We start from the raw sequence: 574 nt of genomic DNA on the forward strand, positions 1-574 counted from the left end.
AGCTTTAAAAGCACATAAATATAAAAGAAGCAATTAATAAGCATAAGATATTATCAATACACAACGTATTTAAAAAATAAGAAAAAATATCAAAAAAGATAAAATATTATTTGACAATAAATACGTATTTTGTTATATAAATATTCAAGTGATTGAAAACACTAAACATACAGTGGATAAACAGCCAAAATTGTTTACTTCCTCTATAAAATTCGATTATTGCAACACTCTATAAGTGTATGTATTTATGTCGGGTGTAGCTGTGCCATACAATACCCTTTATGGGAAAAGCATAGCAACGGACTGTATGCCGTGTTTTCAGCGCCCGGCGCCTTTATAGCGCGTCAATTGAAAACTTTTAAAAACATACAGGTTTAAATATGACAAATATCTCAAAAAACACCCCCGTTATCTCTAATATTGCAAATGAAACCGCGTCTGTTAATCAACAAGAGCCTGCAAAAAAATACGAATTTATTGATGATTGTGAATATATTGATGGTCATTTCTTAACTCGAATTAGAGCCTTAAGAGATTTTGATGATGTCAAAAAAGGCGATTTAGGGGGGTATAT

General features: G+C 30.8%; 1 pseudogene. It reads left to right on the forward strand.

Annotated features, from left to right (window positions below):
- Window positions 1-380: 380 nt before the first annotated feature.
- Window positions 381-574: pseudogene (locus ACFING_RS10125) on the forward strand (hypothetical protein); the annotation flags it as partial.

The organism is Bartonella sp. AP150HLJHH, from assembly GCF_042196385.1.
Taxonomy (GTDB): domain Bacteria; phylum Pseudomonadota; class Alphaproteobacteria; order Rhizobiales; family Rhizobiaceae; genus Bartonella.